Annotated in this window: 2 protein-coding genes and 1 pseudogene; 1 reads left to right on the top strand and 2 read right to left on the bottom strand. The window is 71.9% G+C overall.

From position 1 onward, the window contains the following. Nucleotides 1-384 (bottom strand): annotated as a pseudogene (locus SACHA_RS0107930) (30S ribosomal protein S12 methylthiotransferase RimO); the annotation flags it as partial. Between the two features lie 142 nt (nt 385-526). On the opposite strand from SACHA_RS0107930, the gene SACHA_RS0107925 reads away from it, so the two are divergent. Further along, on the top strand, nt 527-1,048 hold the full coding sequence (locus SACHA_RS0107925; protein ID WP_019808607.1) for an amino-acid N-acetyltransferase: 522 nt from the start codon (nt 527-529) through the stop codon (nt 1,046-1,048). Nucleotides 1,049-1,066: 18 nt separating this feature from the next. On the opposite strand, the gene SACHA_RS0107920 is transcribed toward SACHA_RS0107925, so the two are convergent. Further along, complete coding sequence (locus SACHA_RS0107920) at nt 1,067-3,454, bottom strand: DNA translocase FtsK (protein WP_019808605.1); 2,388 nt, start codon at nt 3,452-3,454, stop codon at nt 1,067-1,069. Nucleotides 3,455-3,671 lie beyond the last annotated feature (217 nt).

The raw sequence follows: 3,671 nt of genomic DNA, 5'->3' as shown, positions 1-3,671 counted from the left end.
CGGGGTCAGCGGCAGCAGCGTCCGGCGGTCGGCCGGCGTGTGGGCGGCGACCGCCCGCCCCTCGGCGACGTCGTCCAGCCGCTCGGCCAGGTGGGGGTAGTGGTCGAATCCGAGCACGGCGTCCGCCTCGGGCAGGTTGTCGGCCAGCTCGTGGCCGTACCGTTCGGCCATGCAGCCCACGGCCACGACCTTCGCCCCGGTGTCGGAGGCGGCGAGCAGGGTGTCGACCGAGTCCTTCTTCGCCGATTCCACGAACGTGCACGTGTTGACGACGACCACGTCCCCGTCACCCGGCTCGTCGGTCAGCTCCCACCCCTGCGTGGTGAGCCTGCCCGCCAGCTCCTCGGAGTCGACCTCATTGCGGGCACACCCCAGGGTGAGCATCGCGACGCGACGTCGGTCGGGCGACGAGCCGGTACTGTCGACGGCTTCTGCGGGAGACACCTGTTCAGGGTAACCGCCGCCGACCGGCCCCCGAGCACACCCTGGAGACCGTCCGGCCGCACGCCCGTTAGCGTCTACAGACGTGGAGTCACCGCAAGCACCGGTCGTCCGCCGCGCACGGATCGCCGACGTCCGCAGGATCAAGGCACTGGTCGACGCCGACGCGGGCGAGGTGCTGCTGGAGAAGGAACTGATCACCCTCTACGAGGACGTCCAGGAGTTCTGGGTCGCCGAACTCGCGGGCACGGTCGTCGGGTGCGGCGCGCTGCACGTGATGTGGGAGGACCTCGCCGAGATCCGCACGGTGGCCGTGGACCGGTCCGTGCGGGGGCACGGCGTCGGGAGCCTGCTGGTGCGGCGTCTGATCGAGCTGGCCGTGGAGCTGGGCCTGGCCAAGCTGTTCGTGCTGACCTTCGAGACGGAGTTCTTCGCCCGGCACGGGTTCCGTGCGATCGAGGGCACGCCGGTGCCGCGGGAGGTGTACGAGCAGATGCGTCGGTCGGCCGACACCGGCGTGGCCGAGTTCCTCGACCTGCCGTTCGTCAAGCCGAACACCCTGGGCAACACCCGGATGCTGCGGCACCTCGACGACCGGGACCGGTGACCTTCGCGGTGCCCGCGGTCAGGCCCCGGGTGACTCGCCGGGTGGGTCCTCGCCGCGGATGGTGGCCAGCACCTGTGCGAGGTCGTCGGGCTTGGCCAGCACGTCGCGGGCCTTCGAGCCCTCGGACGGACCGACCACTCCCCGGGTCTCCAGCAGGTCCATGAGCCTGCCCGCCTTGGCGAAACCGACCCGGAGTTTGCGCTGCAGCATGGACGTGGAGCCGAACTGGGAGGTCACCACCAGTTCGGCCGCCTGGAGCAGCACCTCCAGGTCGTCGCCGATGTCCGGGTCGATCTCCTTGGTGTCCGCCGACTTGCCCGCGGTCACCCCTTCGGCGTAGTCCGGCGCGGCCTGCTCCTTCGTGGCCTGCACGACGGCGGCGATCTCCTCGTCGCTGACGAAGGCGCCCTGGACACGGCTGGTCTTGCCCGCGCCCATCGGCAGGTAGAGCGCATCGCCCATGCCGATCAGCTTCTCGGCCCCCTGTTGGTCGAGGATGACGCGCGAGTCGGTCAGCGACGACGTCGCGAACGCCAGCCGCGACGGCACGTTGGTCTTGATCAGACCGGTGACCACGTCGACCGAGGGGCGCTGGGTGGCCAGCACCAGATGGATCCCCGCGGCCCGGGCCTTCTGCGTGATCCGCACGACGGCGTCCTCCACGTCGCGCGGTGCGGTCATCATCAGGTCGGCGAGCTCGTCGACGATCGCCATGATGTAGGGGTACGGGCGGTACTCGCGCTCGCTGCCGGGTGGGGCGGTGATCTCCCCCGAGCGCACCCGGGCGTTGAAGTCGTCGATGTGGCGTACCCGGTTGGCCTGCATGTCCTGGTAGCGCTGCTCCATCTCCTCCACCAGCCAGGCCAGCGCGGCGGCGGCCTTCTTCGGCTGGGTGATGATGGGGGTGATCAGGTGCGGAATGCCCTCGTAGGGGGTCAGCTCGACCATCTTCGGGTCGATGAGGATCATCCGGCACTCCTCCGGCGTGGCCCGCGCCAGCAGCGAGACCAGCATCGAGTTGACGAAGCTCGACTTGCCGGAGCCGGTGGAGCCCGCGACCAGCAGGTGCGGCATTTTGGTCAGGTTCGCGGTGACGAAGCTGCCCTCGATGTCCTTGCCGAGCCCGATCACCATCGGGTGGTCGTCGGTGGCGGCCAGCGGCGAGCGGAGCACGTCGCCGAGGCGCACCATCTCGCGGTCGGAGTTGGGCACCTCGATCCCGACCGCGGACTTGCCGGGGATCGGCGCCAGCAGGCGCACGTTCTCCGTGGCGGCCGCGTAGGCGATGTTCTTCGTCAACGCGGTGATCTTCTCGACCTTGACGCCGGGGCCCAGCTCGACCTCGTACCGCGTGACGGTCGGCCCCCGGGTGAAGCCGGTGACCTCCGCGTCGATCTTGAACTGCTGGAGCACGCCGGTGATCGCTTCGATCATCGCGTCGTTCGCCCGGCTCCGCGCCAGCGGCGGGTCGCCGAGGGTGAGCAGCTCCGCCGGGGGCAGGGTGTAGTCGCCCTCGACCGTGCGGGTCACCGAGAGCGGGGCCTCGATCTCCAGTTGGGTCGCCTCGGCCGTCCCCGCCGTCTTCGTCCGGGCACCCTTCGCCGGTGCGGCCGTGCCGGTCTCCGCCGGGACGTCGTCCCGCTCGGCCGGGGGCCCGGATACCGATCCGTTGTCCGGGGTCGTGGACCCGGTGGCGGCCGGTTCCTCCCCGTCCCGGCCCCCCGTACCGGCCTTCCGGCGGGACGGCCTGCGCAACCGCGCGGCCGACGGGTCGGTGTCGGTGATGTCGGCCCGGGCACCGTCCGGGCCGTCCGTACCGTCGGCGCCGGACGCGCGGCGGGCCTCCCGGTCGCGTTCGCTCTGCTCCCGCAACCGTTCCGGGATCCGGCGGATCGGCGTCCCGGTGAACACCAGGGCGCCGTACCCCAGCAGGAGCAGCAGCAGCGGGACCGCGACCCAGGAACTCACCCCACGGGCGAGCAGGTCGCCGGAGAACCAGCCGACCCAGCCGCCCGCGGACATCTGCCCGGTGTGCCCCTGCGGCCGCCCACTGCCCAGGTGGAACAGTCCCAGCACCGCCAGGCCCACCAGCAGGGTCCCGACGACCATGCGGGGCCGGGCCTCGGCCCGGGGTTCCGACCGCATCAACACGACCGCCGCCGCCACCAGGGCGAACGGCAGCACCACCGAACCGGAACCGAGCACACTGCGGGTGCCGATCGCGATCCACTCGCCGACCGGTCCGGCGGAGTCCCACACCACACCGACCGCGGTGACCAGCCCGAACGCGATCAGCACCAGCGCGAGGCCGTCGCGGCGGTGCTCCGGGTCGAGCTCGCGGGTGCGTCCCAGGGCGCGGGCGAGACCACCGACGGCGAGGGCGAGCAGCCGCCAGGTGCGGACCACGGCCTTGGTGACGACCCCACCGGAGAAGCCACCGCCCGGGCTGCGGGTGGGCTGTTTCCGCGCCCGGGACTTCGTCGCCGGGGCCTTCTTCGCCTGTGGGCTCTTCGCCTGTGGTTTTTTCGCCTGCGGTTTCTTCGCCGGGGGCGTGCGGGCCGGTTGCTTCGCCGCGGACGCTGTGCCGCCCCCGGACCGGGCCGACGTCCGGGCGCCGCCGGAC

Source organism: Saccharomonospora halophila 8 (genome assembly GCF_000383775.1).
Classification (GTDB): Bacteria; Actinomycetota; Actinomycetes; order Mycobacteriales; family Pseudonocardiaceae; genus Saccharomonospora; species Saccharomonospora halophila.
Note: the sequence above shows the minus strand (reverse complement) of the source record. Positions and strands in the feature narration are given on the sequence as shown.